Consider the following 26,341-nt stretch of genomic DNA (forward strand, 5'->3'; position numbering starts at 1 on the left):
GTGGAAGTCGTAGCCCAGCGGCACGCCGAAGGGCCGGCACCCACCGGGTGCCGGCCCTTCGAACGGTGCCAGAAACTACGTATGCGTTATGCGCTGTCGCGAGATGCCGCGAAGCCGGCAACGAAGCCACGCTCGAACGCCTCACCCCGGCCGGCGTTCGGACGGTGGCCGTCCCAGGGGTTGCCACCGTGACCACGGCCGTGGCCGAAGCCGTGACCCTGCCCGTGGCCGTGACCGTAACCGTTTCCGTGCTCCTGTCGCTGGCCGTGGCCGTGGCCACGGCCGTGGCCGTCAGCCTGCCCGAAGGCCTGACCACGGTGGTGGCACTGCCCCGGGTGATGGCGCTGACCCCGGTCGTGGCCTCGCCCGCCGCCGCGGTGGCCGCGCGGCAGGCGCATGCCCTCCGTCCATCCGAATTCGGTCGCGATTGCTTCCAGCGATGCCAGGGTCGTGGCGAGATCCGCCGGCGAAACCGCCCCCTCGACCCGATCGCGCACCGACTCAGTGATGGCGGTCAAGCGCTCGCGCGCCGCCACCCCCGCGTCGGTGAGCTGCCAGGCGAGGCCTGTGGCACGCATCGCTTCTGCGTCTGCGCGTGTGATCCAGCCGCGGTCAGCGAGCGACCAGAGCCGGCCGCCGCGCCGCTCGAGTCGCGCCCGCATGTGCTCGGAAAGCTCGCGCTCCCCCGACAGCATATTGAGAACGCGCAGATCTCGGCGAGATGCACCGGCTGCGGCGAACTGCGCGTCAACCTCCCGGGCGACGAGCGCGTCAACGGTGCGCGTCCAGCGGCGGATCGAGCGAGTTGCTGCCGCCTCGATCGGCGTTGCCGGGATCTCGTGAGCGTCGTGCGCGGTTGCTGCGGCGCTCTCGTTGGCATGTTCGTTGGTGGTGAAGTCTTGAGTGTTACTCATGTGAAGTCCTTTCAGTCGGGGCGTCTCCCCCGATGTACATGCGCCCATGTGCGGGCCGGACACTTTTCCATGTCACTGTGCATGTATATGTATAGTGACATGGAAATGGATACATGTCAAGAGACATGTAAACTTTGCTGCATGACCGCATCATCTGAGGCGCACGATCCTTCATCGGCGCCCCCCTCCGCGACGCAAGCAGACGAGCTTCTCGAGGCACTCGGCAGGCTCCGCGGTCGCCGCGGTCATCGCGGGGGGCCTGGCGCTGGGCACGGCGGAGCGCACGGAGGGTTCCCTGGCGTCTCCCCTGATTCACACCACCGGCACGATCAGCGCGGTACCTTTCCCACGCATCCGGGTGCTGCCAGCGACCCCGAAGACGGCCACGACTGGGCGGCTCACGGGCAGCGGGGCCTCCGCGAGCGCTCTGGCGGACCGGCGCTGCTCAGGCTCCTCGCCACGCTCCTCAGGGAAGACACTCCCCTGTCCGTGAGTGAACTCGCGGCGCTCATCGGCGTCGATCAGCCTCGCGCCTCGCGCCTCGTGCAGCAGGCGGTGGAGCGCGGACACGCGGAACGCGAGGCCGATCCGCACGACGCACGACGCACCCGAGTGCGCATCACCGATTCAGGCAAGCAGATGGTGCACGGAATTCGCGGCCGACAGCGCGACGACGCAACCACGGCACTCCGCGCACTGGCTGAGCCCGAGCGCGAGGAACTGCTCCGACTCCTCGACAAGCTTGCGGACGCATGGCCGCAGCCCCGAGCTCCCCGCCCATAAGCAACGCACTCGCGCCCGACCCAGCGCGCACGTGCCAAGTCCGCACCCGGCCCAGCGCTCAACAGACATGCCTTCAGCGAGGTCACCCGTTTTGTACAGCTGAAACCATGGCATCTCGCTGAGGCAATGTCTTTTCAGCGCACCGGGGGGGCAGGCGCACGGGAGCGCCAGCGGCCAGGCGCCAGGGCGCCCGAAAAAGAAAGCGCCCCCCACGCACCCGATAGAGCCCGGCTACCCTTGCTTCGTTTCCGACCTGGGGGAGTTAACCAAGATATCGCCACGTGAGGGGCGGATCTAGTCTAGCGGATCACACGGGCCCGTTTTCACCACCAGCAGTTTTCGTCTCCTCGGAGCCACCGGGCGTCACGCCCTCACCTGGCAGCGGAATCGCTCCAGTCGCGGCCGCTGGCGTGCCAGACAGCAGCTCCTCGGTGTGTGCTTCGTCGGTCTCCCCGGCGAACTGCGCCTGATAGAGCGTGTAGTACGCTCCGCGACGCGCGAGGAGTTCCTCGTGCGAGCCCTGTTCGACGATGCTGCCTGATTCCATCATCAGGATGGTGTCGGCGTCACGAATCGTGGAGAGCCGGTGTGCGATCACAAACGAGGTGCGGTCGCTTCGCAGCGCCCGCATCGCCTGCTGTACGAGCACCTCGGTGCGCGTATCAACCGACGAGGTCGCCTCGTCAAGGATGAGCAGTGACGGGTTCGCGATGAATGCGCGTGCGATCGTGAGCAACTGCCGTTCGCCGGCGGACAGCGAGGAGGCGTTCTCGGAGATCACCGTGTCGTAGCCGCCAGGCAGCTGGCGCACGAAGCGATCCACCATCGTCGCCTCGGCCGCTGCGACGACCTCCTCGTCGGTTGCATCGAGTCGGCCGTAGCGAATGTTCTCGCGGATCGTGCCGTCGAAGAGCCATGCATCCTGGAGCACCATGCCGACGTGGGAACGCAGCGCGGAGCGCGAGATGTGGGTGGAGTCGACCCCGTCGAGCAGGATCCGTCCGCCATCAAGCTCGTAGAAACGCATGATGAGGTTCACCAGCGTTGTCTTGCCTGCGCCGGTCGGCCCGACGATCGCGATCGTATGGCCAGGGCGCGCCTCGAGCGAGAGATCCTCAATGAGCGGCTTCGCGGGATCATAGCTGAATGCCACGTTCTCGAAGCGCACGTGCCCTTCGGCCCGCTCGGGGAACTCGGCTTTGTCAGCGTCTGGCTCTTCCTCGTCAGCGTCAAGCAGCTCAAAGGTGCGCTCGGCCGAGGCCACACCCGACTGCAGCATGTTCGCCATGCCAGCCATCTCGCCGATGGGCTGCGCGAACTCGCGCGAGTACTGGATGAAAGCGGTCACATCGCCGAGCGTCATCGTGCCGCTTGTGACGCGCAGTGCGCCGGCGACCGCGATGAGCACGTAGATGAGCGACTGCACGCAGTTCATCGACGGCATGATCGCACCGGAGAGGGCCTGCGCCTTGAAGGAAGCGTTGAAGAGCCCCTCGTTGCGGCGGTCGAATTCCTCGGTCATCTCGGCGTCACGGTTGAAGATGCGCACGAGCTCATGGCCCGTGAACGACTCCTCGATGTGGCCGTTCAGTTCGCCGGTGTTCTTCCACTGTGCAGCGAACAGCTTCTGCGCGCGCACACCGACGAAGCCGGCGATGACGCCCGACAGCGGCAGCGCGATGAGCGCGATGAGCGCCAGCTGCCACGAGACGACGAACATCATCGCCATGATGCCGACGATCATGAGGAACGACTGTACGAGCTGCGAGAACGCCTGCTGCAGCGCCTGCTGGATGTTGTCGACGTCGTTGGTCACACGCGAGAGCACGTCGCCGCGCTGGCGGCTGTCGAAGTACGACAGCGGGAGCCGGTTGATCTTCGCTTCAAGGTCGACACGGAGCTTGTAGACGATGCGCATGACGAGCCGGTTGAGGATGAACCCCTGTAGCCACATGAGCAACGATGACACCAGATACAGTCCAATGACCACCAGAATGAGGACACCGAGCAGCCCGAAGTCGATTCCCGCGCCGGGAATGACATCCGCGTTCTGGAGCATGTCCGCGAAGCGATCATTGCCCTCATCGCGCAGCTTCTGCACGATGCTGGCGAGCGGGACACCCGCCGGGAGATCTTTACTGAGGATGCCGTTGAAGATGACGTCGGTCGCCCGGCCGAGGACCTTGGGTGCGATCACCGAGAGGACAACCGAGAGCACGACGAGCACCACTACGAGGGAGAACTTGCCTTTCTCCGGTGCGAGCAAACCGACGAGCCGCTTTGCGGATGGCCAGAAGTGTTTGGCCTTCTTGGGCGGGGCGCCCTCGCTGAACATGTCGCCGCCGCCTGGCTCGAAGGTCTCCCAGTCTTCCTCGACCTCCTCGACGGGGGCGTTCTTGGCTGCCATAGCCTTATCTCGCTTCGCCATTAGGCTGCCTCTGCTTCCTCGAGCTGAGACCTGACGATCTCCTGGTACACCTCGTTGCCGACGAGCAACTCGTCGTGGGTACCGCGCCCGATAATTTCACCGTTCTCCATGACGAGGATCTGATCTGCCTCGGTGATGGTTGAGACGCGCTGCGCGACGATGATCGTTGTCGCGCCGGCGGTCGCCTCAGGGAGCGCTGCACGCAGCCGCGCATCGGTCGCGACGTCAAGCGCCGAGAACGAATCGTCAAACAGGTAGATCCTGGGCTTCGCGACGAGCGCGCGAGCGAGCGACAGCCGCTGCCGTTGCCCGCCGGACACACTCGTCCCACCCTGGGAGATGGGCTCGTCAAGGCCGTGCTCTTTCGCGCGCACGAAATCCTCCCCCTGCGCGATCCGGAGCGCTTCCCAGAGTTCGTCATCGCTCGCATCGGCACGCCCGAAGCGCAGGTTCGAGGCTACTGTTCCGGCGAACAGGTACGGGCGTTGCGGCACCAGGCTGATGGTGTCGGCAAGCTGTGCGCGCGTGAGTTTGGAGACGGGTGCGCCGTCGATCGTGATCGATCCCGATTGCGGATCGTACAACCGCAACATGAGGTTCAGGAGCACGGTTTTGCCGGCTCCGGTCGAGCCGATGATCGCGGTCGTCTTGCCGGGCTCGGCGACGAAGCTCGCGTCCTTCACGACGGGGGCCTCGGCCCCGGGGAACCCGAAGCTGACGCCGTTGAACTCGATCCGGCCGGCCGCGGGTGTCTCGACGGATGCGCTCGTTTCAAACTTCAGTGTTGACTCGGTGTCGAGCAGCTCCTTGATGCGCTCGGCGCAGACGACAGCGCGCGGGATCATCATTGTCATGAAGACGCCCATCATGACGGCCATGAGGATCTGCATGAGGTACTGCAGGAACGCGGTGAGCGAGCCGATCTGGATCTCACCGGCGTCGACACGATGACCACCAAACCAGAGCACGGCGCCGGTTGCGAGGTGCAGCACCATCATGATGATTGGGAACATGAGCACGAAGATGTTGCCCACCTTGACCGACACGTCGGTGATGTCGCGGTTCGCGACGTCGTACCGCTTCGTCTCGAATGGTTCACGCACGAATGCGCGAACCACACGAATGCCCATGATCTGCTCGCGCAGGACACCGTTGATGGCATCGACCTTTTCCTGCATCACCCGGAAGAGCGGAAGGAGGCGCCACACGAGCAGGCTCACGATCACCGCGAGCAGCGCGACCGAAACCCACACGAGCCAGGAAAGCCCGGCGTCTTCACGGAGCGCCATGATGACGCCGCCGATCGCCATGATGGGGGCCGACACCATAAAGGTGAAGGTCATGAGCACGAGCATCTGGATCTGCTGGACGTCGTTGGTTCCGCGCGTGATGAGCGTCGCCGCACCAAACTTCGTGGCTTCGAGCGTCGACAGCGAATCCACCTTGCGGTAGACGTCGCGGCGCAGGTCGCGGCCGATGCCCATTGCCGCGCGCGCACCGAAGTACACGGCGGCTACGGCAACGATGAGTTGGCCGAGCGCAGCGAACAGCATGATGCCGCCGGTACTCCAAATAAAGTCAGTGTCGCCAACGGCGATACCCTGATCGATAATCTGCGCATTGAGGCTGGGAAGCCAGAGCGTAGCCATGGTTGACAGCAACTGGAACACCAGCACGGCTACGATGAAAATCCAGTATTTCTTCGCATGCTTGAGGGCCAGGTTTATAAGGGCCACAGGCTTCCTTTCGTCGCAGATATGCGACCGGTGTGACGGCTAGTGATCCGCGCCGAATAAGCCGAATCAGAGGGGTAAATGTAGCACCCTTCATCGCTCAACACCAGATTTATCTATCAAATTCCCCCAAGCTTCAGTATGTGGGGCCTCAGTTCTCGGTACGAGATCTGCTGCAGTTACGTGAGAACCGCTGCCGGACCACGCTAGAAGTTCGAGCCGAACTGCTGTACTACTTGAAAGGTCAGGTGTTTCGCACGCGCCGTTCTGAACGAACAGATCCGAGTGCTGCCTCCCACCAGACGTTCGCCGTGACTCATCGTTTTCCAAAGCGATGGTTCACCCGCGGTAGCGCACCCTGAATGCGCCGCGGTGACCCGAAAGGACCAGCCCTATCTCCCCCGCCCGAGTTATCAGCCCGGCGCCGAGCCGCCAGCATTCCGCCGACATCTGCCAACCACTGTCTCCGCCTCACACGGGCAGCTTCCCCACTTAGCTTCGTTTCCTTCACTTCGGTCCTTCGGCATCTGCCGATCCGCAATCTGAAAGGAAACACCCATGCAAGAGCAGCTTCAGCAGCTCTCGGGCCCCATCGTCGTCGCCCTCTTCCTTGCATTCTTCGGGACAAGTCTCGTCATCTCACTCCGCATCAGCCAGAAGCGTGAGAACGCCGACGGCTACATGACCGGCGGCGGTCGTGTCGGTTTCGGCATCTCTGCCGCGTCCATGACCGCAACATGGATCTGGGCCGCGTCGATGTACGCCTCCGCCACCTCCGGCTACACCTACGGTCTATCCGGCCCCATCCATTACGGACTCTGGGGCGCACTGATGATCCTGCTCATCTATCCCTTCGGGCGCAGGATCCGCCAGGTCGCGCCACGCGCGCACACCATCGCCGAGGTGATGTTCGCCAGGCACGGCCGCTCGAGCCAGCTCATGCTGGCGGGTTCCAACGTGCTCGGGTCGATCATCAGCCTCACGTCGAACCTCATCGCAGGCGGCGCGCTCATCTCGATGCTCTCGCCGTTCACCTTCGGTCAGGGCGTGATCGCGATCGGTGCGGGCGTGCTGCTCTACACGCTGTGGTCGGGCTTCCGCGCATCGGTCCTCACCGATTTCATGCAGGTCCTGTTCATGCTCGGCGCCGTCATCATCATCATCCCGGTCGTGTTCTTCGCGGCCGGCGGCCCCGATCTCTTCGTGACGGGCGCGAACAACCTCACCCCGCAGCAGTCGAACTTCTTCTCGTCCGACGCGTTCTTCAACCAGGGCGCACCGTATATCGCTGCGGTGCTCGCCTACGCGATCGGCAACCAGACGATCGCACAGCGGCTCTTCGCCGTCCGTGAAGACCTCATCAAGAAGACGTTTGTCACCGCCACCTTCGGGTACGGCGCGACGATCATCGGCATCGGCATGCTCGGCGTTATCGCGCTGTACGCGGGCATCGAGCCCACCGGCGGCGACGTGAACAACCTCATCCCGCAGATGGCCGCAACATATCTGCCGCCCGCGCTACTCGCCCTGTTCTTCATTATGATCATCGGCTCGCTGTCTTCGACGGCAGACGCGGATCTCACCGCCCTGTCGTCGATCGTGATGGCAGATATTTATGGCCAGAACATCGCGAAGGGCAAGCCGAACCCGCGCACCATGGTGCTCATCGGCCGCATCACGATGGTCATTGCGATGACGGCCGGGATGTACTTCGCTGGCTCCCAGTTGAACATTCTCGACCTGCTGGTGTTCGTCGGCGCGCTCTGGGGCGCGCTCGTCTTCCCGGTGATCGCGAGCTTCTACTGGAACCGCGTGACGAACGCCGCGTTCAGTATCTCCGTGGTCGTCGCCCTCGCCACCTTCATCCCGGTGCGCTTCGAGTGGATCGAGATGACGGGCTGGGTGGCAATCGCCTTCGATGTGCTCGCCACGATCGGCATCGGCGTCGTCCTCGGGCTCATGGCCTTCGGGTTCTTTGGGAAGCGTGTTGCGTTCTGGGTCGCAGGAATCTCGATCGTCGCCTCCGCGCCGTTCGCCATCGGGTTCCTGCACACCTACCCGGTGCTCTCGGGCTCACTCGTTGCCTACTCGGTGAGCACGATCCTGTGCACGCTCATCACGCTCGCGTCCAAGAAGCCGCCGTTCGATTTCGATCTCATCAAACAGCGCACGGGTGACTTTGACCCGGTCGAAGAGATCGTCGCGCGAGCCGCCACTGGGCCGCTCGAAACGGTGCCTGCCAGTGCAGTAGAGACCCCGCAGTCGGACGCTGTTCCGACCGGACAGAAGTAAGGAGTTTTCATGAACTGGGAAGTCATTCTGCTCACCGCCTACGTGCTGGTGTGGCCGGTCATCGTTATTGGTGCACTCTTCGTGATCGTGCGTGCGTTCGTCAAGGACTGGCGCGAAGCAAAGCGCGAGGGTCGCCAGATTATTTAGGTGGGATTCGCGGCGGGAAGCAGGCCGTGCACGTGTTTGTTTCCCGCCGTACCCCGGCGGTCCATGCCAGCCACAGTCGCTCCAACAGTTGCGCTGCGCAACAGGCGTCTCAGACTACTCACAAAGCTGTGTGATACAATAGAGATACCAACATACCCGCAGGGAACAGGCTTTAACCATTCCTTTTTTCACCTAGATCGGGCATTGTAGGGATATGGCCCCTCCGGGAGACCCCGTCAGGGCGTCATACGAGATGGGTCGCGAGCCCGCGACCCCACGGTATTTCTCAAGGGGGATCGCCCATGCATACTGATATTCCGCTCCGCTCAGAGATCGAGCAGCTCGCGCAGACCGAGCGCCCGAACCTCATCACCATCGTGCTCCGCACATCTCCGGTCACGGCTGAAGCCGAGGCAAACCGGATTAGCTTCGGCAACCTCGTGAGCGAGGCCGTCGCCGAGCACACCGCGCACGGTGGCGACGCCGCGGAGATCGCCGAGACCGAGGCAGGCCTTCGCGCACTCCTCGACGACACCCAGCTGTGGCGCTATCTGTCGCACAGCCTCGTCGTGTTCGCGAGCCCGGAGCGCACCATCGCTTACCGCCTCCCGAATGAGCTCGAGTCGGAGTATTTCTCGGGCAACCACTTCCGCGTTGTTCCGCTGCTGCGCACGATCACCTTCGCGCACGATGCAACGGTGCTCGCGCTCAGCCAGAACGCAGTCCGACTCATCGCGATCGGGCCCGACCACCGTGGCAACGAGCTGCCGGTGCCCGAGCTGCCGAGCGACCTGCTTGACGCGTTTAACGTCGAGGATCCCGGCGTGGAGTCGCACCGCCGCCGCCTGCACGGCCCCGAGGGCCAGGACGCGCGCCTGCTCGGCTTCGTCCGCGCCGTCGACCGGGCGATCGCACCGGTGCTCCGCGGCACGCGCGGCCCGCTGATCCTCGCGGCAGCCCAGCCGATCGAGAGCCTCTTCCGCTCGGTGACGCGCAACGCGAAGCTCCTGGCGGATGGCATCTCCGGTAACCCGGATAACCGCAGCGCGGGCGAACTCGACGCTGCGGCACGCGAGATCCTCGACGCCTACTATGCGGCAGAGCTTGCCGAGCGCCAGGAGCAGTTCGGCAACCTGCGCGCGGCAGGCCGCGCGGTGACTGACCTCACGGACATCGCCCGAGCAGCCGTCGCAGGCGCGATCTCAACACTGTACGTCGACATGGACGCGCACCCCGAGGGCACGCTCGACGACCAGGCGGGCGGGCTCGTCGCGGAGAGCACCCCGGGCTACAGCCTCGTCGACCAGCTCGCCTCGAAGGTCCTCGCCAGCGGGGGCCGCGTGCTCGCGCTCCGCGGCGAGGAGGTCCCCGGCGGGGAGCAGCTCGGCGCCGAGGTTCGCTTCAGCGTCTAACTCGCTCCGGTCACTGCATGACACAGCCCCGGTGGCGAACGGACATCGTTCACCACCGGGGCTGTGTCATGCGAAGCCTTACCGGACGCCGTAGATCGCTCGTTCGAAGTCCTGGAACATCGCCCAGGCCCCCTCACTCTCCACGAACGGCAGGGTGTTCGAGTAGATCGAGGCGCAGAGCCCCGACGCCCGGTCAATGAAGAAGTGCGTGTTACACAACCCCGCCCACGCCCCTGACCCGGCGCGGCGCCCGACGGGCGAGTCCTCCGTGTTGATGAGCAGTCCGAAGCCCCACGTGTTGTTCGGCCCGACGCGCAGCGTGTCGCTCGCCGACGGGTCGGCCGTCGGCAGCTCCGCGGGAAACTCGAGGGATCCGGCCTGCGGCTGGAACGCTTCGTTCACCGTCGCCTCGGCGAGGATCCGCACCCCGTCGAGTTCGCCACCGCGGAGCAGTGCGCGCTCGAACCGGGTGTAGTCCCTCGGCGTGGAGAACATGCCGTGCCCTCCGGCAATCCACTCCGGATCTGGCCCGACGATGTCGCCAACATTCACCCAGGCGCCGTCCTCACCGCGGACGTGGATCGTCGCCGCGTCGCTGCGGTTCGCGGCGGTCATTTCGAACCCGGTGTGCTCCATGCCGAGCGGCCCGGTGATGCGGGTGCGCACGATCTCGTCGAGCGGCTGCCCCGCCGCCTGCTCCATCACGCGGCCGAGCCAGTCCGTGTTGATCCCGTATTCGATGGCCTCTCCGGGGTGGTGAACAAGGGGCGCGGCAAGGGCCTCGCTCTTCCCGGTGACCACGTTCGGCGTGCCGGTGAGCTGCTCGTAGCGAGCGAGGTTCGCGTTCCAGAACCAGTACGAGAATCCTGCGGTGTGCGTGACGAGGTGGTGCACGGTTGCCTGGGTCTCGGGTGCGACGAGCACGGGCTCGTCGCCGGCAAAGCCGGTGAGCACGCGCTGCTCGGCAAACTCTGGGAGGTACGCGCTCACCGGGGCGGTGAAGTCGAGTATGCCCTCGTCGCGCATCTGCAGCGCTGCCGCGGTCACGATCATTTTCGTCATCGACATGAGTCGAAAGGTCGTGTTCGCAGACACGGGCCCTTCGTCTCCGCCGACGGTGCGCACACCGAAGCCCCCCTCGTAGAGCACGCCGTCGGCGTCAGCGACGACGGCCGCGACGTGGGGAACAGCGCCGCGCGCCACTGCGGCGGACAGGACGGCGTCGATGGCTGCGCGATCGAGCTGGTGGGTCATGGAAACTCCTCGTTGAGTTGCGGCTCCGCCCCGTGCGGAACAGGTGCCCCCAGTCTGCCGAGCCCCGGCGCTGGTCGCAGCCGTCAGGGCGACGCAGTTTCCGCTCACCGCTCCGCCGTCTGGCGGAGCGCATTCATCTGCCCGCGTGAAGAGCCCGGCCCCACTACACTGGGGTATCGCATCGCACGCGTCGCACTTCGAGGAGGAAGCCGACATGACCGCACCCCGGACGGGAACCCCTCGGCCTGAATTCGATCCTGAGCTGCGCGCGAGCCTCGCCGTCGTCGGCGGCATGTTCCCGCCAACGATCACCCCGGATCTGCTCGGGTTCATGCGAGAGTCGTACGCGTCTCCCCCGATCGCAGACACGCTCGCCGCGCGCGGCATCGAGCGCCGCGACGTCACGGTGCCCGGTCACGAGGGCGACCCGATCGTACTGAGCGTGCTCACGACCGGGGATCGCGCTGAGCCGCGGGTTGCGGTGCTCTTCGCCCACTCGGGCGGCCTCATGTTCGGCGACCGTTTCAGCGGCATCGATCTCGCGCTCGACTGGGTAACCGAGTTCGGGGCGGCGCTCATCACCGTCGAATACCGGCTCGCGCCCGAGTACCCCGATCCGGTCCCCCGTGAAGACGTCTACGCAGCGCTGTGCTGGGTGCACGATCACGCGGCAGAGCTCGGCGTGCGCGATGACGGGATCCTGCTGGCTGGCGCGAGCGCTGGTGGGAGTCTCGTCGCAGGGGCCGCTCTGGCGGCCCGCGACCGCGGCGGCCCGCCCCTGCTCGGGCAGGTGCTCGACTACCCGATGCTCGACGACCGCGACACCGGGCACTCCCTCACGCAGTTCGACGGCGTGGGCGTGTGGGATCGGGTGAGCAACGACACCGGCTGGCATGCGCTACTCGGCGCGGCCCGCGGCGGCAGCGATGTCTCACCGTACGCCGCCCCGGCTCGCGCGGCGGATCTCGGTGGGCTCCCGCCCACCTTCCTCACCGTGGGATCCGCGGAGATCTTCCGCACCGAGACCACCGCATTCGCGGAGCGGATCTGGCAAGCGGGCGGCAATGCTGAACTGCATGTCTGGCCGGGCGCTTTCCACGCCGCCGACATCTTCGCACCACACACCCGCGTCGGCCGCGCCATGATCCAGACCCGCAACGCCTGGGTCGAACACCTGCTCGTCGGCTGACAACCGCTCCCCGACTTCAATTCGCCACCCGAGAGGAACACCGCGATGCAAGAACTCCTCGGAAGCATCTCCCGCCTGGATCCCGGCGCGACGCTCGGCCTGCGGGTCATCGCATGTTTTGACGAGCTCATCCTCGGCAACGTGAACACCCGCGCGCTGCTCGCCGCGGCCGCGGCCCTTGCCGGCTGCCCCGCCGGCGTAGTTCGCTCGGGCGGGGGCGAGCCGATTGTCGTTTCACCGCGAGGCGAGATCCTCCCGCCCCCGCCCGACGGCTGCCCGGAGCCCGATCCCGAGCTCGGCCACGCGGTGTGGCTGCAGCGCGCCGGCGCCGCTGGCCCCAACGATGGCCTCATCCTTGAACGGCTCTCAATCGCCCTGTGTGCGCGCCACGGCGTCGCCCGCGAACAGGGGCGGCGGGGGCTCGGCCTCCTCCTCGACGCCTCGGTCCCGCTCACCGAGCGCACCGCTACCGCCGACGCGCTCGGCCTGCGGGGCGGCGACCACTACCGGGTGGTGCTCGCGCCGCTGTTCGCGGTGTGGGATCGCCACCCCGCGGGCCCGGAAGATGTCATCAGCACCCGCTTCGGCCCCTTGCACGCCGTCCTCACTCCTGAGCGCTACGAGCCGTTTCAGGCGAACCCCTGCGGTATCGGCTCCGCACACCAGATCGCGGGCTTGCCACGCTCACTGCGCAGCGCACTCACCGCGCTCCGGTTGAGCGAGCCGGGCTCCCCGCCGGTGTGCGCCGACGCATACGGCGGACTCCTCGACGCGATCCCCGCAGAGGAAGACGATGCGCCACACGCAGACGTGGCAGCCGTTGCACGCATCGCCGGTCGGCCGTGGGGCCTGGACACCGTCGCCGCACTCGTCGAGTTCCAGACGGTCAGGGAGACCGCGCGCGCCCTCGGCGTGCACCACAGCACGCTGCAACACCGACTCACCGCGATCATCGACGAGCTCGGCTTCGCCGCAACCGAGGGGCTCGGCCGGGCCCGACTTGCGACCGCGTACCTCACGCACCGCGTCCGCACCTCCCGTGTCATGGAGGCGCCCCCGCCCGAACACCAACGCCGGACCTAACTCCTCCAACGCAAAAGGTGGGCCGCCCCGTACGGGACGACCCACCTTCAGTTCGCTAGAGCGAGAACTTACGCAAGCTTTACGCCAGCGCCAGCTTCCTCGAGCTTAGCCTTTGCCTCTTCAGCTGCGTCCTTCTTTGCAGCCTCGAGAACGGTCTTCGGTGCCTCTTCGACGAGTGCCTTAGCCTCGCCGAGGCCCAGGCCGGTGAGCTCGCGCACAACCTTGATGACCTGGATCTTCTTGTCGCCAGCCGACTCGAGAACGACGTCAAACTCGTCCTTCTCTTCGACAGCCTCAGCAGCAGGAGCTGCAGCAGCAGCAACTGCGACGGGAGCAGCAGCCGAAACGTCGAACTCCTCCTCGAACGCCTTAACGAAGTCCGAGAGCTCGATGAGGGTCAGGCCCTTGAACTGCTCAAGCAGTTCTTCAGTCGAAAGCTTAGCCATGGTGATTCTCCTTGATGTTTGCCCTGCACATCGCGCAGGAACAGTGTGTTTCAGGTCGGCGGATGCCGATCCTTAAGCGTCCTGCTTCTCCTGCAGCGCGCCGAAGCCGCGAGCGGCCTTAGCGGGCAGAGCGTTGAACAGCTGTGCAGCGCCGATCAGCGAAGCCTTCATGGCGCCAGCGGCCTTAGCCAACAGCACCTCACGGCTCTCGAGATCGGCAAGCTTGCCTACCTCAGCGGCGGTCAAGGGCTTGCCATCGAAGTAGCCAGCCTTGATCACCAAAAGAGGGTTTGCCTTGGCGAAGTCACGCAGTGCCTTCGCGACGGTGACAGTGTCACCGTGCACGAACGCGAGTGCCGACGGGCCAGCGAGCTCGTCGTCAAACGCGGTGATTCCAGCCTTGTTGGCTGCAATCTTGGTCAGCGTGTTCTTCGCCACAGCGTATGTCGCGTGCTCGCGGATGCTGTTGCGGAGATCCCGCAACTGAGCAACCGTGAGACCGCGGTACTCAGTCAGCAGAACGGCGCCCGACTCTTCAAACTGCTTCTGAAGATCGGCGACCGTAGCGTCCTTCGTTGCCATGGCGCTCCCTTAGTTGTCGTATCCGGGGCGGCGAATGCCTCCCGGCGGCCGTGCCGCACGAAGCAACTCCTGGAAAAGGAAAAAGCTCCGGCGCGCACGCACGGAGCTTCGAGATTCACGGAATTTGCATTCACGCTTCAAGGAGTTCGTACCTGCGCTGGTCCCCACGTCTCCATCACTGGATCGGCGAGCGTTCCGAAGTTCTTGCGAACTTTACCGGCGGTCTTGGGCCACAGAGAACACTACCACACCGGCGCTAGCAGAGAAAACCGGCCGGCGCCGCCGTGCACATTCTCAGGTTCCGCGGGCACGCTGGGGGTGGGCCGCCGGGCCACCCCATCTGACGCAAAGGAGCTTCACCATGGAAGAGCAGACCATCCACGCCGTCACCCTCGAGGTCGACGGCGCCGTCGCAACCCTCACGTTCAATCGCCCCGAGCAGCGCAACTCGCTGAGCGACGCGCTCGTCGCCCAGTCGCTCGAAGCGATCGAGCAGCTCATCGACACACCTGAGGTGCGCGTACTCGTGCTCACCGGCGCCGGCACACACTTCAGCGTTGGCGGCGACCTCGACAAGTTCTCGGCGGGTGAATTCACGAGCGAGGGCATGCCACTCGAGGCGAGTGTGCGTGAACTCGTCGGCGCAACTCAACTCTCGGTGCAGCTGCGCGAAAGCAGACTGCTCACGATTGCGGCCGTGCGCGGCGCATGCGCTGGCGCCGGCCTCTCGATCGCCGCGGCGTGCGACCTTCGGGTCGCCTCGGACACGTCCGTATTCCGTACGGCGTTCCTCGACGCGGGCCTCTCAGGCGACTTCGGCGGAACCTGGCTGCTCACGCGACTGCTCGGAGAGGCCAAGGCAAAGGAGCTCTTCTTACTGAACGAGAAGTTCGATGCTGCCGAGGCGCTTCGGATCGGGCTCGTGACCCGGGTATTCACCGACGACGAGCTCATGGCAGGGGCGCTCATCCTCGCCGAGCAGCTCGCGGCGAAACCACCGATTGCGCTGCGCCACGTGAAGCAGAACCTCACCGACACGACACCAGACTTTTCGCTCGCCATCGGCCGCGAGGCCTACCGCAACATCGTCAGCGGGCGAACAGCGGACGCCGTTGAAGCCGCGACCGCGTTCCTCGAGAAGCGTGCGCCGGTGTTCACCGGGAAGTAGCGAGCAGCTGCGACCCGCCGCTAGTCGGCGGGCTTCAGCATGTAGCCCGCGCCACGCACCGTGTGGATCATCGCGGGTCGGCCCGCGTCGATCTTGCGGCGGAGGTACGAGATGTACAGCTCAACCACGGTCGGCTTGCCGTCAAAGTCGTAGCTCCAGACCCGGTCGAGGATCTGCGCCTTGGACAGCACGCGGCCGGAGTTGCGCATGAGGTAGCGCAACAGCTCGAACTCGGTGTTGGTCAGCTGGATAATCTCGCCGGAGCGTGACACCTCGTAGCTGTCCTCGTTGAGCTCGAGGTCGCCGACGCGAAGAATGGGGTTGGGCTGCGATGCGAGGCGAAGCTGCGAGCGGCGCACGAGCCCGCGCAGCCGAGCAAGCAGCTCCTCAAGGCTGAACGGCTTAACGACGTAGTCGTCGCCGCCGGCGGTGAGGCCAGCAACGCGCTCCTCGACAGAGTCGAGAGCGGTCAAGAACAGCACGGGGAATACTTCTCCCTTCGCGCGCACTTTCGACAACAGCTGCATCCCGTCGAAGTCGGGGAGCATGATGTCGAATACCGCAACATCGGGCTGGAACTCAGCAATCGCCTCGAGCGCCTCAGCACCCGTTGCGGCAGACCGCACGTCCCAACCCTCGTAGCGAAGGGCCATGGCAATGAGTTGCGTGATCGACTCCTCGTCATCTACGACGAGTGCGCGCACCATTGAACCATCTTGTCTCGTGAGCGTCTCGGCAACCATGCGTCCATAGTGCCTGTTTCGGCTGGGGACGGGCTGGGCACACACTTTGGCTGACAGGTGTATACTCTAGAAGTTTCGGCCGTTATTACGTTACGCTCCATTCGATAACTCATCTCCTAGACCGTTTTCCCGCCACGCGGGCACCTGACAGCGAGTCGTCCGGCGCCGTGGGACAATGGGCCAGTGCTGAACCCCGATGTGTTTTCTGGAGCGCTCCGCTCGCGCATCGTCACTGACGGATCCGACCATAGCGCATGGATGCGGGCCCGAGCGCGCGGCATCACCGCGACCGACGTCGCGAAACTGTCGACCCCGCGCTCGATCGAGACGGCCGCCCGCGAGAAAATGTACGGCAGCAGGTTCATCGGCAATGCGTACACCGACCACGGCAAGGCACGCGAACCGGTGATCGCTGCCTGGGTCGAACGCGAGCACGGGATCCTCCCGAGTGCCGCACTCTTCCACGCGGAGTCTGACCTGCGCCACCTCGCCACGCCCGACGGTGTCGTCGAGCGTGCCGGCGGCGCGCTCGAGCTCGCTGAGATTAAGACGACGAACAAGGAGTGGCGGGTGATCCCCCGCAACTACCTCAGGCAGATCTGGTGGCAACAGTACGTGCTCGGCGCGGAACGCACGCTCATGGTGTGGGAGCGGCACGAGAACTTCGTTCCCGTCGGCGAGCCAGAATTCCGGTGGATCGACCGCGATGAGTCCGAGATCGAGCGCCTCGTGAATCTCGCGGGCGAACTCATCGACGTGCTTATCGCCCGCACGACCTGAGCCCGCTACAGCGAAAACCCGCTCGCGCGCACCTGTTCGTCATAGCTGCGTTCCGACAGCTCCTGCAGTGCTGCGTGTAGCGTCTTCACACCTGGCGCATCCGGGATCCGCACCGCCTCCGCACCGATAAACAGCTCGATATCGCCTGATCCCCACATCCGCTGGATCGGGTTCTGTTTCGACCGAACCTCGCGCACGCGCGCGAGCGAGACCTCGGTGCGGTGCCGCACGAAGAACCCGTGGTGCATGATGACTCGGCGGGTCGTGACCACGGCGCGGCGGGCGAGCCAGCCCAGCAGCGGGCCGATCACGCCAAACGCGAGGACCAGGATCGCGCCCGCTGCCGCGGCCACATTCATCCACAGCTCAGGCAGCGTGCCGATGAAGAAGCCACCGAGGCCGGCAGTGAGGAAGAGAATCACGATCACCGGGCCCAGGTGCCTGCCGTGCCGACGCACCCGGATGACGACCTCCTCGGGCTGCAGCTGCACGCTGCTCGCGCCTCGCAGATCGGCGGCCGCCGGCGACGCCCAGGCCGGGGCATACCCGGCCGCGTCGAGCGACGGTGCCCCCTCGGCGGGGAGCACCGTCGTCTCCTGAGTGTTCCGGGTACGCCGCATACCTCTATTCTGCCCTGTCTCCCTCCGGGCGGGTGCCCGGCGTTCCGAGAACTAGGCCTGATCCCCGTCGTCCACGAGCCCCTGGCGGGGCCGATCGTCAGCAGCGGGGGCTGCCGCCGCGTCCTCCTGATCGGCGACGGGCTGCGTCTCGACCTCAACGATGGTGACCGGAGCGTCGTCGCGCTGGGCGGGCGCAGGGTTCGCGTTCGAGCTCGCTGCGCGCCCGGCGGCAGCGCCAGCCGCGCTGCCGGTCACGACGCCGTTGAGCATCCCGACGAGGTCAACTCCGACGGTCTCGCGCGCCATCTCGAGCAGCCCCTTGAGGTTGCCCATCGCGTCACCAGCCACCTTCGCGGTGCCGTCGGCCGAGACGACGGTCATGCTGTCGATACCCGCAATCGCCTGCGCGTACTCGCCGGCGATCTCGGGGAGGCGGTGGATGAGCTCCTGCGCGAGCACCGCCTGCGATTGGGTCTCGAGTGCGCGTGCGCGCGCCTCGACGGCGACCGCCTCGGCAGTTCCCTTCGCCTGGATCGCCTCAGCTTCGGCACGGCCCTCGGCCGCAACCGCCTCTGACGCTGCGATACGGGCGGCGCGTGCCGCGAGGCCCTCGCGCTCGACGGCCTGCGCGCGACCGTCAGCGGCAGACACCGCAGCCGTCGCCTCGGCCTTGGCGAGCGCTTCGAGCCGGTACGCCTCAGCCTCGGCAACCGCGCGCACATCGGCGTTGAGCTTCTCGGTGCGCAGGGCAACCTCGCGCTGCGCGGTGATCTGCTGCTGCTCGACGATGGCCTGCTGCTGGATCGCCTGCTCGAGCGGGTCGGCCGCCTGTGCCTGGGCGTTCGCCTTGTCGGTCTCGGCCTGGATCTCGGCCTGGCGCAGCTTCAACTCACGGTTGCGGTCAAGCAGAACCTTCTCGGCGGCAATCTTCGCCTCCTCAGACGCCTGGTAGGCGTTCGTCTCGGCGATGTCCGCCTGCTGCCGCACCTTCGCGGCTTCCGGGCGACCGATGTTCGCGATGTAGTCGGCGCCGTCGCGGATCTCCTGGAGCTGCAGCGTATCGACGACGAGGCCCTGCTTCGTGAGCGCCTCCTCAGCAGCTTCGAGCACGCTCTGCGCGACGACTGCGCGGTCGCGGATGATCTGCAGCACGGTGAGGCCACCGATGATTGAACGCAGCGAGCCCGACAGCACCTCCTGCGTCGACTCGTCGATCTCGTCCGAGTTCGAGAGGAAGCGCTGCGCGGCCGCGCGGATCATTTCCTGCGTGCCGCCGACCTTCACGACGGCGACGGCCTGCGCCTGCATCGTGATGCCGTCGGTGGTCTGCGCCTCGGTCGTGATGGAGAGCCGGCGCGAACGCAGCGAGATCGTGAATGACTTCTGCACGAACGGCAGCACGAAGACGCCGCCGCCGGTGACAACCTTCTGGCCTGACAGGTCGCGGATCGTGCCGCCCTGCGCCGCGGCGACCTCCTTACCCTTGCCGCCGGTGACAATGATTGCCTCGTCAGGCTTCGCGATCCGGTACCGCTTGATGATGACGAGCGCGATGAGCACGAGCGCGACGACCGCGCCAAACACACCGACGATGGCTGGAGTGATGAAGAACATGTTCCCTCCCAGGGACGTTCAGTTGGCAGATTCCCGGCGTCGCCGCTGGGTGTTACAGGCTGGGGTCGACCGGCGCCGAGACAGGCTCGACGCGCACCGAGGTCGCGGTGATGGTCTGCGCGATGCGCACCTGCGCGCCACGCGGAATGGCAGTCTCGGAGGTGGCCGATAGCGAGACACGCTCGCCGTGCCGCACGAGCGCGACCTCGCCGAGCCCGCCGGCGGGGATCGCGAGCACGACGCCCGCCTCCGAGCCGACAAGTTCATCGCCGCTGACCGCGGTCGTCGATTCGGCACTGCGGATGACACGGCTCAGCCACCAGGCCGCCGCTCCCCCGAGCACACCGGCAACCGCGCCGAGCAGCCCAGCGAGCGGGGTGGGCACGCCTGCGCCGACCAGTCCGAACGCGGTAAACCCGAAGATCGCGGTGAACGCGGCAATCGTCGTCAGGCTTAGCGGGCCGTCACCGAAGTCGAACGCGTCGAAGATGCCGTCGAGCACGAGCGAGAGCAGCAGCAGGACACCGCCGACCACGCCGATGATGAGGAACACGCCGCCAGCAAGCAGCGACCCATCGAGCAGGCCCTCAAGCCAGTTCATGATCGCTCCCATAGCGCACCTCGTCGGTCAGTAACCCGGTCACCCCCAGCGTAGCAAGCAACCGGGTCACTGCGCCGGTCACATCAGACGGGAACGGATGAGGAAGCGTTTGCCCTCCGGTGCTTCGAGCGAGAACCCTGAGCCGCGCCCAGGCACCGCGTCGATCGTGAGGTGGGTGTGCGACCACACGCCAAACTGTTCGCGCGACATCCAAAAGCCGATCTCGCGCTGCGCACCCTCGGCGGTGAGGGGCGGAAGCTCGAGGGTGCCGAGCAGCAGGTCCTGCCCACCGGTCTTGAACTCGCCCTCCTGGTAACACATGGGGGCGCTACCATCGCAGCAGCCGCCCGACTGGTGAAACATGAGCGGGCCGTGCATCGCCCACAGCTGATCGATGAGCGCGACCGCGTCGGGGGTGAAGGCGAGCCGGCTGTCGGTCTCGCCGTCGAGCTCGGGCCTGGCGTGGATCGAGCCGGGGATCTCGGCGGTGCCTGCCGCGGCCGGCTCCGTCGGCGGCGCGTCAGCGAGATCGCATGCGGGCGCGGCCTCGCTCTGGAGATGTTCCTGTGTCATGGTCAACCCCTCCTTCGTCAATCATGGGGAAAGGCCCCGGGGATTTTCCCCGGGGCCTCGTAGCTTAGGCGTCTGCGAGCCTGAGCACTATGCGGCCATCAATCTTGCCGGCCCGCATCTCGTCGAGCACGTCATTCACGTCCTCCAGTGGCCGTTCGGCGACCGTCGGGTGGATGAGCCCGCGCGCGTAGAAGTCGAGCGCCTCGATCATGTCCTGGCGTGTGCCGACGATCGAGCCGCGGATCGTGAGACCCTTGAGCACGATGTCGAAGATCGGTGCCGGGAAGTCCCCCGGTGGCAGGCCGTTGAACACAATGGTGCCGCCGCGACGGGTCATTCCGATCGCCTGACCGAACGCCGACGGGTGCACCGCGGTGACGAGCACGCCGTGGGTGCCTCCGGTCTCGCGCTGGATCGCCTCGACCGGATCCTCGTTCATCGCGTTCACGGTGATCTCGGCACCGTGCTTCTTCGCGAGCGCGAGCTTGTCGTCGGCGATATCCACGGCGGCGACGCGCATGCCCATCGCGACCGCGTACTGCACCGCAATGTGGCCGAGGCCGCCGATGCCCGAGATGACGACCCACTGGCCAGGCAGCACGCCCGACATCTTCAGGCCCTTGTAGACGGTGACGCCGGCGCAGAGCACGGGTGCGACCTCGACGGGATCCGATCCGGCCGGTACGACCGCCGCGTAGGTGGCGTCGACGAGCATGTACTCGGCGAACGAACCGTCAACCGAGTAGCCGCCGTTCTGCTGCTGCTCGCAGAGCGTCTCCCAGCCGGTGCGGCAGTGCTCGCAATGCCCACACGCCGACCCCAGCCGCGCGTTGCCAACGAGGTCACCGACCGCGACGTTCGTGACGCCCTCGCCGATGGCTTCGACATACCCGACACCCTCGTGCCCGGGGATGAACGGCGGAACGGGCTTCACGGGCCAATCGCCCTCGACCGCGTGAAGGTCGGTGTGGCACACGCCGGTGGTGAGGACGCGCACGAGCGCCTGCCCGGGGCCGGGAGCGGGAACCGGGTGATCGCCCACTGCGAGCTGTTCGCCGAACGCCGGCACACTGGCCGCACGCATGGTGGTTGTGGTCATGAGGGTATTCCTTTCTCGGTGCTGCGACGGTGCAGCGGGGTGAGCCGGGTTGGGGCCGCACGAGGCGACCCCAACCGACTCGTGGGTGGTTTAGAAGAAGCCCTGCGCGTTCTGGCTGTAGCTCCAGAGCAGGTTCTTCGTCTGCTGGTAGTGGTCGAGCATCATCAGGTGGTTCTCACGCCCGATGCCGCTCGACTTGTAGCCGCCGAACGCCGCGTGCGCGGGGTAGGCATGGTAGTTGTTCACCCAGACGCGGCCGGCCTGGATCGCGCGTCCGGCACGGTAGGCGGTGCTGCCGTCACGGCTCCAGACGCCGGCGCCGAGCCCGTAGAGGGTGTCGTTGGCGAGCCGCATCGCGTCGTCGAAGTCGGTGAACGTCGTCGCCGAGACGACCGGCCCGAAGATCTCCTCCTGGAAGATCCGCATGGAGTTGTCACCGCGGAAGATCGTCGGCTGGATATAGAAGCCGCCGGCGAACTCGCCGCCGAGGTCGTCGACGCCGCCGCCCGTGAGCACCTTCGCGCCCTCCTGCCGGCCGATGTCGAGGTACGACTTGATCTTCTCGAACTGGTCGTTCGACGCCTGCGCGCCGATCATCGTGTCGGTGTCGAGCGGGTTGCCGCGCTTGATGAGCTCGGTGCGGGCGACGACCTTCTCGAGGAACTCGTCGGCGAACGACTCCTGGATGAGCGCGCGCGACGGGCAGGTGCAGACCTCGCCCTGGTTCAGCGCGAACATCGTGAAGCCCTCCTGGGCCTTGTCCCAGAACGCGTCGTCCTTCGCCGCAACGTCGTCGAAGAAGATGTTCGGGCTCTTGCCACCGAGCTCGAGCGTGACCGGGATGATGTTCTCGGACGCGTACTGCATGATGAGGCGGCCGGTCGTGGTCTCGCCGGTGAACGCGATCTTGCGGATGCGCGGGTTCGAGGCGAGCGGCTTGCCAGCCTCGGCGCCGAAGCCGTTCACAATGTTCACCACACCTGGCGGGAGCAGGTCGCCGATGAGCTCGAACAGCACCATGATCGATGCGGGTGTCTGCTCGGCCGGCTTCAATACGATCGCGTTGCCTGCGGCGAGCGCGGGGGCGAGCTTCCAGACGGCCATGAGGATGGGGAAGTTCCACGGGATGATCTGCCCGACGACGCCAAGCGGCTCGGGGAAGTGGTAGGCGACCGTGTCCTCGTCGATCTGCGACAGGTTGCCCTCTTGGGCGCGGATCGCGCCGGCGAAGTAGCGGAAGTGGTCGATCGCGAGCGGGATGTCGGCGTTGAGCGTCTCACGGACGGCCTTGCCGTTGTCCCAGGTCTCGGCGACGGCGATCATCTCAAGGTTCGCTTCCATGCGGTCGGCGATCTTGTTGAGGATCAGCGAGCGCTCGGCCGGGCTGGTCTTGCCCCAGGCGGGAGCCGCCTTGTGCGCCGCGTCGAGGGCTGCCTCGATGTCTTCTGCGGTGCCGCGCGCGACCTCGCAGAAGGGCTTGCCCGTGATCGGGGTGATGTTCTCGAAGTACTGGCCCTTCACTGGCGGGACCCACTCGCCGCCAATGTAGTGCTCGTATCGGCTCTTGAAGCTCACGAGCGAATCGGGCTGTCCGGGGAATGCGTAGACAGTCATGGTGCTACCTCTCTCTGACATCGTTGTCGAAGTGCCGAGGCTAGTGAAGCTCGGCCCTGGTGTGCCAACAGTAGGTCGAGAAAGGTTGCATCTAGGTTGCGGACGGGGCTGGGCTCCCGCACCGGTTAGTGATCGGCGGCGATGGCTTCGAGGCGCGCGACGACGCGGGTGCGTTTCGGGGAGAGCGGGGGCAGCTCGTGCAGCAGCGCTTCCCACACCTGCGCGTCGTCAACGGCCCAGTTCTGCGCGTATTCGAAGAGCAGTTCGACGGCGGCGGCCTGCAGCATGGATTCGCGCAGCGTCGCGTCGACTTCGAGCCGCAGCTGTTCGACGGCCGGGGCTTCAGAGGAGGGCAGTACTGGCCCCTCGTAGGCGGCGAGCGCGAGCCGGTGCGCGCCTCGTTCGAGGGCCTCGAGGGTTTCGAGCGCGTCGAGCCGAAGCTGGCTGCTCAGGCGGTAGGGGCGCGATAGGAGCTCGATGCCGATGCTCTGTTGAGCGAGCCATTTCCGCAGTCGCACGACCTCGGGCCTCAGGCTGTGCTCGGCATTGCCTTCCCCGTACACCTGCTCGGCGAGCGCGACAGCGTTCAGGCCGTGCGGGGCTTGGGCGAGGGCGACGAGGATCTCCGCGTGACGGCGGGCGACGGTCACAAAGCGCCCGCCGTGTTCGAGGAGCGCTGGGTCTCGGCCGAGCAGCATTAGTCTGGGGGCTGCCTGTCGCGAGACGCGCTGAGGCGCACTGCCGGTGATCTGCCGGGGCGCGTCGCGCGCGTGCTCGCGCTCAAGGGCGGCACGCATGGCGTTGAGTTTGAGCTCCGCTTCGACCGCGGCGCGCGTGGCCTCGATGAGGGGCAGAATGTGTGGGGTCGCGGCGCCGTCGTCGCCGGTGACGTCGATCACGCCGATGACCGCGCCGGTCTCTGGCTCGTGCACGGGAACCGCGGTGCAGCTCCACTGGTGCACGGCCCGGTTGTAGTGTTCCGCGCCGAGCACCTGGATGGATTCGTCGAGCAGCAGGGCCGCCCCGGGCGCCGACGTGCCGACCGCGTCCTCGGACCAGTCGGTGCCGACCGCGAAGCCCATGTCTTCGGCGTCGCTGCGGAGCGAGCGGTCGCCGTCGATCCAGAGGATCCGGCCTGCGGCGTCTCCGACGGCGACGACGAAGCCCGCTTGGGTGGCTTCGTCAAGCAGCAGCCGGTTGATGACGGGGAGCACCCGTGCGATGGGGTGAAGGCGCTGGAGTTCCTCAAGCTCTTCGATCGACAGCATCCCTTGCCCGGGGGTGCGGTTCGGGTCGACGGCGCGGCGTCTCGCACGGAGCCAGGAGTCGAGCACGACGGGCCGTAGTTCGCTCTGCGTGGCGAAGGTGTGGCGGGATGCTTCGTCGGCGATGAGGGAGTCGTCAGCGACGAAACGTTCGTGCGCGCGGGCGAGCAGCAGGCGGCGTTCTCGAACCGATTCGCCTCGTTGCAGGGCCTGTCGTGTGTTCCGCACGGCCCCTCCTTCGCGCTCAGGTGTTTTGAGGGTACAGGATCCGGCTACGCACGGCCACGGGGTGAACTCCCAGGGAGCCGGACAACGGCGGAGAGCAGCTCGCGCGTGTATTCTGCGGCGGGCGCGTCGAGTACCCGCGGCCCCTGCTCGACCACGCGGCCGGCGCGCAGCACGACGATCTCGTCACAGAGCGCATGGATGACGGCGAGGTCATGGGAGATCACGAGTAGGGCGAGGCCGCGTTCGTCGCGCAACCGCGCAAGCAGGGCGAGGATCTCGGCCTGCACTGACACGTCGAGCGCGCTCGTCGCCTCGTCGGCGATGAGCACCCGCGGGCTCGTCGCGAGCGCTCGCGCGATGGCGACGCGCTGCCGTTGCCCGCCGGAGAGCTCGTGCGGGTAGGCGTCTGCGTGCGTTGCACCCAGGCCGACCTCGGTGAGGAGCTCGGTGACGCGCACGTCAACGGCTCCCCGATGGGTGAGGCCGGAGCCGGCGTGCACCCGGAGCACCTCGGCGAGCGCGGCGCCGACGCGGCGGCGCGGGTTGAGCGATGACCCGGGATCCTGCGGGATGAGCTGGATCGCCCCGCGCTGCGCTGTCGTGCGGCGTGGCCTGCGCGATCCGCGTCCCGCCGGAAGCACGGTTCCGTCGAACGCGATCTGGCCGGAGGCCGCCGCAAGCTCCCCCGCGATCGCGCGCGCGATCGTCGTCTTGCCCGATCCGGATTCCCCGACGAGGCCGAGCGCCCCCCGCAGCTCGAACGAGACGTGCGCGACCGCGTCCCGGCTCCCGTAGCGAATGCCGAGGTCGCGCACCGCGAGCACCGGCGGGCCGGCGGGCCGGGTCGGAGGCGGCGCATCTTCGCTGTCGGCCGCGAACGTTGGGGCCGGCGGCAACTCGGGCACCGCCGCAATCAGTTGGCGGGTGTAGGGGTGCGCCGGGGCGGCGAGCACCGACGCGGTCTCCCCCGCTTCCACGATGTGACCGTCACGCATCACGGCGACCCGCTCGCACATGGCGGCGATGACGGCGAGGTCGTGACTCACGAGCACGAGGGTGAGCCCGCGCTCGCGACGCAGCCCCGCGAGCAGGGTGAGCACCTCGCGCTGCACGGTCACGTCCAGGGCCGTCGTCGGCTCGTCGGCGAGCAACACGGCCGGGTTGCCCGCGAGCGCCATCGCGATGACGATGCGCTGCCGCTGACCTCCCGAGAGCTCGTGCGGGTACGAGCGGGCGATGCGTTCTGGGTCTGGCAGGCGCACGTCTGCGAGCAGTTCGCGTACGCGGGCCGCGGGGTCGGCCGCGCCGCCCGCAACGCAGGCCTCCCGCAGCTGGATGCCGACGCGCGTGAGTGGGTCGAGTGCGCTCATCGGATCCTGGAACACCATGCCGAAGCGGCCGCCGATCGCGATCTCGCCTGCTGTCTGCCGAGTGCCGGGCGGCAGGAGACCTGCGACCGCGCGCAGGGTGAGGCTCTTGCCCGAGCCCGACTCGCCGACGATGCCGAGCGCCTCCCCGGGCGCGACCTCGAAGCTGACGCCGTCCCCGGCCGCCACGGCGGCCCCGGTCCCGCCGCCCACCAGCGCCCGGTGTGCCTCGAATGAACGGTTGCGGCCGCGCGAAGCGTTCATTCGAGGCACACCGACAGCGAGGTCGCGCACGATAAGGGCGCCAGGTCGTGTTCCGGGGGTTGCGGGGCGGGGCGCGCGGGCGGCAGCGGCGGATCGGGCAGCGAGCCTGCCGGGCCGGGGCGCTCGGCGAGCTGGCCGGTCC

23 protein-coding genes and 1 other RNA gene are annotated in these 26,341 nt (G+C 66.7%); 8 read left to right on the forward strand and 16 right to left on the reverse strand.

The genetic code is table 11. The features are described from left to right. Positions 1 to 86: 86 nt before the first annotated feature. Entirely contained in the window at positions 87 to 914 is an 828-nt protein-coding gene (locus tag AUL38_RS17535) for a hypothetical protein (protein ID WP_059060277.1), read from the reverse strand. A 141-nt stretch (positions 915 to 1,055) separates the two neighbouring features. Between AUL38_RS17535 and AUL38_RS16800 the strand changes: the two genes are divergently transcribed. Continuing rightward, entirely contained in the window at positions 1,056 to 1,697 is a 642-nt protein-coding gene (locus AUL38_RS16800; RefSeq protein WP_083506655.1) for a MarR family winged helix-turn-helix transcriptional regulator, read from the forward strand. Between the two features lie 197 nt (positions 1,698 to 1,894). On the opposite strand, the gene ffs is transcribed toward AUL38_RS16800, so the two are convergent. The 3 genes from ffs to AUL38_RS06460 form a co-directional block, all read right to left on the reverse strand. Next, positions 1,895 to 1,991, reverse strand: an RNA gene (ffs, locus tag AUL38_RS16805) — signal recognition particle sRNA small type. Between the two features lie 13 nt (positions 1,992 to 2,004). Then, positions 2,005 to 4,125 carry an ABC transporter ATP-binding protein gene (locus tag AUL38_RS06455; RefSeq protein WP_083506656.1) on the reverse strand — a complete coding sequence of 707 codons (2,121 nt, stop codon included), beginning with the start codon at positions 4,123 to 4,125 and terminating at the stop codon, positions 2,005 to 2,007. Next, complete coding sequence (locus AUL38_RS06460; RefSeq protein ID WP_059060279.1) at positions 4,125 to 5,861, reverse strand: ABC transporter ATP-binding protein; 1,737 nt, start codon at positions 5,859 to 5,861, stop codon at positions 4,125 to 4,127. Before AUL38_RS06460 ends, AUL38_RS06455 begins: the two co-directional genes overlap by 1 nt. A 555-nt stretch (positions 5,862 to 6,416) precedes the next feature. Between AUL38_RS06460 and AUL38_RS06465 the strand changes: the two genes are divergently transcribed. From AUL38_RS06465 to AUL38_RS06470, 3 genes are all read left to right on the forward strand, one after another. Then, positions 6,417 to 8,150, forward strand: coding sequence for a sodium:solute symporter family protein (locus AUL38_RS06465; protein WP_059060281.1), 1,734 nt, complete (start codon positions 6,417 to 6,419; stop codon positions 8,148 to 8,150). A 9-nt stretch (positions 8,151 to 8,159) separates the two neighbouring features. Continuing rightward, a complete protein-coding gene (locus AUL38_RS17540; protein WP_201023698.1) occupies positions 8,160 to 8,297 on the forward strand; it encodes a putative transporter small subunit in 138 nt (45 codons plus the stop codon). A 302-nt stretch (positions 8,298 to 8,599) separates the two neighbouring features. Continuing rightward, positions 8,600 to 9,709, forward strand: coding sequence for a hypothetical protein (locus tag AUL38_RS06470; protein WP_059060283.1), 1,110 nt, complete (start codon positions 8,600 to 8,602; stop codon positions 9,707 to 9,709). Between the two features lie 78 nt (positions 9,710 to 9,787). On the opposite strand, the gene AUL38_RS06475 is transcribed toward AUL38_RS06470, so the two are convergent. Continuing rightward, complete coding sequence (locus AUL38_RS06475) at positions 9,788 to 10,963, reverse strand: serine hydrolase (RefSeq protein ID WP_059060286.1); 1,176 nt, start codon at positions 10,961 to 10,963, stop codon at positions 9,788 to 9,790. A gap of 214 nt (positions 10,964 to 11,177) precedes the next feature. Here AUL38_RS06475 and AUL38_RS06480 point away from each other — a divergent pair, with 214 nt between their 5' ends. Together AUL38_RS06480 and AUL38_RS06485 are read left to right on the forward strand one after the other, a co-directional pair. Continuing rightward, a complete protein-coding gene (locus AUL38_RS06480) occupies positions 11,178 to 12,152 on the forward strand; it encodes an alpha/beta hydrolase (RefSeq protein WP_201023699.1) in 975 nt (324 codons plus the stop codon). A gap of 45 nt (positions 12,153 to 12,197) precedes the next feature. Beyond that, positions 12,198 to 13,235 carry a helix-turn-helix domain-containing protein gene (locus tag AUL38_RS06485; RefSeq protein ID WP_059060287.1) on the forward strand — a complete coding sequence of 346 codons (1,038 nt, stop codon included), beginning with the start codon at positions 12,198 to 12,200 and terminating at the stop codon, positions 13,233 to 13,235. 68 nt (positions 13,236 to 13,303) lie between these two features. On the opposite strand, the gene rplL is transcribed toward AUL38_RS06485, so the two are convergent. Both rplL and rplJ read right to left on the reverse strand, forming a co-directional pair. Then, complete coding sequence (rplL, locus tag AUL38_RS06490) at positions 13,304 to 13,681, reverse strand: 50S ribosomal protein L7/L12 (RefSeq protein WP_059060289.1); 378 nt, start codon at positions 13,679 to 13,681, stop codon at positions 13,304 to 13,306. A gap of 72 nt (positions 13,682 to 13,753) precedes the next feature. Then, the gene (gene rplJ / locus AUL38_RS06495; protein WP_059060291.1) at positions 13,754 to 14,263 is read right to left on the reverse strand and encodes a 50S ribosomal protein L10; all 510 of its coding nucleotides are present in this window, start codon (positions 14,261 to 14,263) and stop codon (positions 13,754 to 13,756) included. A 361-nt stretch (positions 14,264 to 14,624) separates the two neighbouring features. Between rplJ and AUL38_RS06500 the strand changes: the two genes are divergently transcribed. Then, a complete protein-coding gene (locus AUL38_RS06500) occupies positions 14,625 to 15,431 on the forward strand; it encodes an enoyl-CoA hydratase-related protein (RefSeq protein ID WP_059060293.1) in 807 nt (268 codons plus the stop codon). A gap of 20 nt (positions 15,432 to 15,451) precedes the next feature. On the opposite strand, the gene AUL38_RS06505 is transcribed toward AUL38_RS06500, so the two are convergent. Continuing rightward, the gene (locus tag AUL38_RS06505; RefSeq protein WP_059060295.1) at positions 15,452 to 16,174 is read right to left on the reverse strand and encodes a response regulator transcription factor; all 723 of its coding nucleotides are present in this window, start codon (positions 16,172 to 16,174) and stop codon (positions 15,452 to 15,454) included. A gap of 258 nt (positions 16,175 to 16,432) precedes the next feature. Between AUL38_RS06505 and AUL38_RS06510 the strand changes: the two genes are divergently transcribed. Next, a complete protein-coding gene (locus tag AUL38_RS06510; RefSeq protein WP_201023701.1) occupies positions 16,433 to 16,954 on the forward strand; it encodes a YqaJ viral recombinase family protein in 522 nt (173 codons plus the stop codon). 5 nt (positions 16,955 to 16,959) lie between these two features. Here AUL38_RS06510 and AUL38_RS06515 read toward each other — a convergent pair whose 3' ends face one another. The 8 genes from AUL38_RS06515 to AUL38_RS06550 form a co-directional block, all read right to left on the reverse strand. Further along, on the reverse strand, positions 16,960 to 17,574 hold the full coding sequence (locus tag AUL38_RS06515) for a PH domain-containing protein (RefSeq protein WP_059060297.1): 615 nt from the start codon (positions 17,572 to 17,574) through the stop codon (positions 16,960 to 16,962). A gap of 51 nt (positions 17,575 to 17,625) precedes the next feature. Further along, positions 17,626 to 19,188 carry a flotillin family protein gene (locus AUL38_RS06520; RefSeq protein ID WP_083506658.1) on the reverse strand — a complete coding sequence of 521 codons (1,563 nt, stop codon included), beginning with the start codon at positions 19,186 to 19,188 and terminating at the stop codon, positions 17,626 to 17,628. 52 nt (positions 19,189 to 19,240) lie between these two features. Beyond that, positions 19,241 to 19,789, reverse strand: coding sequence for a YqiJ family protein (locus tag AUL38_RS06525; RefSeq protein ID WP_235590634.1), 549 nt, complete (start codon positions 19,787 to 19,789; stop codon positions 19,241 to 19,243). Between the two features lie 78 nt (positions 19,790 to 19,867). Beyond that, positions 19,868 to 20,362, reverse strand: a complete 495-nt coding sequence (locus tag AUL38_RS06530) for a DUF779 domain-containing protein (RefSeq protein WP_083506659.1) — start codon at positions 20,360 to 20,362, stop codon at positions 19,868 to 19,870. A 64-nt stretch (positions 20,363 to 20,426) separates the two neighbouring features. Further along, the gene (gene adhP / locus AUL38_RS06535; RefSeq protein ID WP_059060318.1) at positions 20,427 to 21,446 is read right to left on the reverse strand and encodes an alcohol dehydrogenase AdhP; all 1,020 of its coding nucleotides are present in this window, start codon (positions 21,444 to 21,446) and stop codon (positions 20,427 to 20,429) included. Positions 21,447 to 21,551: 105 nt separating this feature from the next. Further along, positions 21,552 to 23,075, reverse strand: coding sequence for an aldehyde dehydrogenase (gene adh, locus AUL38_RS06540; RefSeq protein ID WP_059060302.1), 1,524 nt, complete (start codon positions 23,073 to 23,075; stop codon positions 21,552 to 21,554). Between the two features lie 125 nt (positions 23,076 to 23,200). Beyond that, positions 23,201 to 24,568 carry a hypothetical protein gene (locus tag AUL38_RS06545; protein WP_059060305.1) on the reverse strand — a complete coding sequence of 456 codons (1,368 nt, stop codon included), beginning with the start codon at positions 24,566 to 24,568 and terminating at the stop codon, positions 23,201 to 23,203. A gap of 44 nt (positions 24,569 to 24,612) precedes the next feature. Next, the coding region (locus AUL38_RS06550) for an ABC transporter ATP-binding protein (protein WP_201023700.1) at positions 24,613 to 26,341 on the reverse strand (1,729 nt) is incomplete at its 5' end.

The sequence above is a fragment of the Leucobacter sp. G161 genome, from assembly GCF_001482305.1.
GTDB lineage: Bacteria > Actinomycetota > Actinomycetes > Actinomycetales > Microbacteriaceae > Leucobacter.

What these genes read in the sequence shown, in the direction of transcription:
- AUL38_RS06530 (WP_083506659.1), bottom strand. Translation starts at nt 20,362, where the DNA reads ATGACACAGGAACATCTCCAGAGCGAGGCCGCGCCCGCATGCGATCTC.
- AUL38_RS06500 (WP_059060293.1), top strand. Translation starts at nt 14,625, where the DNA reads ATGGAAGAGCAGACCATCCACGCCGTCACCCTCGAGGTCGACGGCGCC.
- AUL38_RS17535 (WP_059060277.1), bottom strand. Translation starts at nt 914, where the DNA reads ATGAGTAACACTCAAGACTTCACCACCAACGAACATGCCAACGAGAGC.
- rplJ (WP_059060291.1), bottom strand. Translation starts at nt 14,263, where the DNA reads ATGGCAACGAAGGACGCTACGGTCGCCGATCTTCAGAAGCAGTTTGAA.
- AUL38_RS06510 (WP_201023701.1), top strand. Translation starts at nt 16,433, where the DNA reads ATGCGGGCCCGAGCGCGCGGCATCACCGCGACCGACGTCGCGAAACTG.
- AUL38_RS06485 (WP_059060287.1), top strand. Translation starts at nt 12,198, where the DNA reads ATGCAAGAACTCCTCGGAAGCATCTCCCGCCTGGATCCCGGCGCGACG.
- AUL38_RS06480 (WP_201023699.1), top strand. Translation starts at nt 11,178, where the DNA reads ATGACCGCACCCCGGACGGGAACCCCTCGGCCTGAATTCGATCCTGAG.
- rplL (WP_059060289.1), bottom strand. Translation starts at nt 13,681, where the DNA reads ATGGCTAAGCTTTCGACTGAAGAACTGCTTGAGCAGTTCAAGGGCCTG.
- AUL38_RS16800 (WP_083506655.1), top strand. Translation starts at nt 1,056, where the DNA reads ATGACCGCATCATCTGAGGCGCACGATCCTTCATCGGCGCCCCCCTCC.
- adhP (WP_059060318.1), bottom strand. Translation starts at nt 21,446, where the DNA reads ATGCGTGCGGCCAGTGTGCCGGCGTTCGGCGAACAGCTCGCAGTGGGC.
- AUL38_RS06515 (WP_059060297.1), bottom strand. Translation starts at nt 17,574, where the DNA reads ATGCGGCGTACCCGGAACACTCAGGAGACGACGGTGCTCCCCGCCGAG.
- AUL38_RS06520 (WP_083506658.1), bottom strand. Translation starts at nt 19,188, where the DNA reads ATGTTCTTCATCACTCCAGCCATCGTCGGTGTGTTTGGCGCGGTCGTC.
- AUL38_RS06505 (WP_059060295.1), bottom strand. Translation starts at nt 16,174, where the DNA reads ATGGTTGCCGAGACGCTCACGAGACAAGATGGTTCAATGGTGCGCGCA.
- AUL38_RS06525 (WP_235590634.1), bottom strand. Translation starts at nt 19,789, where the DNA reads ATGAACTGGCTTGAGGGCCTGCTCGATGGGTCGCTGCTTGCTGGCGGC.
- AUL38_RS06465 (WP_059060281.1), top strand. Translation starts at nt 6,417, where the DNA reads ATGCAAGAGCAGCTTCAGCAGCTCTCGGGCCCCATCGTCGTCGCCCTC.
- adh (WP_059060302.1), bottom strand. Translation starts at nt 23,075, where the DNA reads ATGACTGTCTACGCATTCCCCGGACAGCCCGATTCGCTCGTGAGCTTC.
- AUL38_RS06455 (WP_083506656.1), bottom strand. Translation starts at nt 4,125, where the DNA reads ATGGCGAAGCGAGATAAGGCTATGGCAGCCAAGAACGCCCCCGTCGAG.
- AUL38_RS17540 (WP_201023698.1), top strand. Translation starts at nt 8,160, where the DNA reads ATGAACTGGGAAGTCATTCTGCTCACCGCCTACGTGCTGGTGTGGCCG.
- AUL38_RS06475 (WP_059060286.1), bottom strand. Translation starts at nt 10,963, where the DNA reads ATGACCCACCAGCTCGATCGCGCAGCCATCGACGCCGTCCTGTCCGCC.
- AUL38_RS06470 (WP_059060283.1), top strand. Translation starts at nt 8,600, where the DNA reads ATGCATACTGATATTCCGCTCCGCTCAGAGATCGAGCAGCTCGCGCAG.